Here is a 1912-nt window from a genome sequence, read left to right as displayed (position 1 = left end):
GCGCCTCGCGGAGTCCCGCGGCGTCGCCGCGCCTCGGCTTCCGGCGGCACGTCGAACGATGGATCCCGATCAGCCCGCACGCGCGTCGCTCGCTCATGCCGAGCCGGCGAGCGCGACGCACCGCGTCCCGTCGCGCGGCGGGCGTCACCACTTTCTTGAGGTGATGTCCGTCAGAACGCGGATGTCCAGCGCCTGCTCGGCGACGATCATCTTCAGCTTCCGGTTCTCGTCCTCGAGCGCCCTCAGCCGCACCGCGTCGCCGGCCTCCATCCCGCCGTACCTCGCCTTCCAGCGGCAGTACGTCGGGTCGCTGATCCCGTACTTCCGGCACAGCTCCCCGACCCTCACGCCGGCGTCCGCCTCCTTCAGGATGCCGACGATCTGCTCCACGCCGAACCGGCTCTTCTTCATGAGCGTCCTTTCGCGGGCGAATTGTCGCCCCGCGGACTCTCGGTCAGCCCGGACCACTCTTCGGGGCGCAGGCCAATTAGGCGGGACGGCACCGAGTAGGTCCGGCCAATGACGCGGATCGTGCTCCAGCGGCGCACGGTCGGGCGGTACGTCGTGCAGTTCGGAACACGCGCCGCGGGCCGCGTACGCAGGAGCGGCCGCTCGGCGGCCAGTTGCGCGACGTGTGGCCGATTGACGCGCAGCTCGACGGTGGCACGGGCGAAGGCTTCCCGCTCGGCGACGCTCGGGAGGTCGCTGCTGCTGCGCAGCAGGAGCGCCTGCGCGAGCAGCGGCGTGATCCGGCCGCGGCGCGTCTCGGCCACGCCGTTCTCGTGCGCTTCGTCCGGGCGGATCCGGCCTGAGCGCAGCCCGTAGTGATCGCGCACGTCGAAGCGCCCGGTCAGCGCGCGCCCGCCGGTCGCCTTGAGCTCGTGCGTCGCGGCCGACAGCTTGTCCGACCACACTTCATCGGGAACGCCGCTGCGCGCCCACAGCGCGGTTTGGAACCCGCGCACGAGCGCCTCGTGCGACTCGCCATACGCGACCTCGAGCCATGTCCACGAGTTGTAGCAGAGCGTGAAGACGAACAGCAGGTGATCGAGCGCTTGCCCGCCGACGGTGGTGCCCAACTCGGCGGCGTGCGTGAAGTCGAACGCGTCCTGACGGCCGATGTGGTGCTCTTGCTCGAAGAACACCGTGCGCGCGGGGCCCTACCCCGCGCGCCAGTCCCGGAGTCGTCGCTGCAGCGTCCGCAGCTGTCCGGCGTGGGACCGGCCGGGATACCGCTCCCCAAGCGCCGCGAACACCGTCGTCGCTTCGAGCACGCCCTGCCGGTTGGCCTCGAGCAACTGCACCACCTCCGTCTCCCGGACGTCCACGAACGGATCGGGACGTTTCCGCCAGTCCCGCCTTCGACCGGACCGCGACGGCGGCGGGCCGGCCTCCCACGTGCGTGCGGAACGCACGCTCATCCCCGCCGCGGCCGCGGCGGCTCTCTACGCGTGCGCGCCTCAGGCGCTTGACCTGCTCGTCCGTGACCACCGGGCGCTCCGCGGAGAAGAGCCCTCACGATCACACAAGCGGCTTCAACCCGCCCACCCGGCAAGTTCTGTTCTCGTTAGCCGGGAAAAGTAATTGTCGCCGCCCACGCGTGCGTCGATCTAGCGCGCTACCGACTGCTACCACGGAGACTCTCGCCCCTGAGGCCCTCTAGAGGGCTTGAGGGTCGCAGATACATGCAGTGCCGCGTGCGTCAACTCGGCGCGAGATCGTGGGTTCGAGTCCCTCCGCGCGCGCCAGTTCGGGCGGGGCGGGGTGCCGGGGCGCTTGACGGCTCGCGCTTTGGCCCTACCATAACCACGCGCCGGCGACGGCGGGCAAGTGTGGTGGGCGTAGCTCAGCTGGTAGAGTCCCTGGCTGTGGACCAGGTTGTCGTGGGTTCAAATCCCATCGCCCACCCCAA

General features: G+C 70.3%; 3 protein-coding genes and 1 tRNA gene. 1 reads left to right on the top strand and 3 read right to left on the bottom strand.

Annotation, left to right across the window (positions count from 1 at the left end):
- Positions 1 to 144 precede the first annotated feature (144 nt).
- The 3 genes from LLG88_07520 to LLG88_07510 are packed head-to-tail and all read right to left on the bottom strand — an operon-like array spanning position 145 to position 1328.
- Positions 145 to 411, bottom strand: coding sequence for a transposase (locus tag LLG88_07520; protein MCE5246753.1), 267 nt, complete (start codon positions 409 to 411; stop codon positions 145 to 147).
- Positions 408 to 1145: a hypothetical protein gene (locus tag LLG88_07515; GenBank protein MCE5246752.1), complete on the bottom strand. Its 738-nt coding sequence runs from the start codon at positions 1143 to 1145 to the stop codon at positions 408 to 410. Before LLG88_07515 ends, LLG88_07520 begins: the two co-directional genes overlap by 4 nt.
- A gap of 15 nt (positions 1146 to 1160) precedes the next feature.
- The gene (locus LLG88_07510) at positions 1161 to 1328 is read right to left on the bottom strand and encodes a hypothetical protein (GenBank protein ID MCE5246751.1); all 168 of its coding nucleotides are present in this window, start codon (positions 1326 to 1328) and stop codon (positions 1161 to 1163) included.
- 507 nt (positions 1329 to 1835) lie between these two features.
- Here LLG88_07510 and LLG88_07505 point away from each other — a divergent pair.
- Positions 1836 to 1911, top strand: a tRNA-His gene (locus LLG88_07505).
- The last annotated feature ends 1 nt before the right edge of the window (position 1912 follow it).

Source organism: bacterium, from assembly GCA_021372775.1.
GTDB lineage: Bacteria > Acidobacteriota > Polarisedimenticolia > J045 > J045 > JAJFTU01.
Note: the sequence above shows the minus strand (reverse complement) of the source record. Positions and strands in the feature narration are given on the sequence as shown.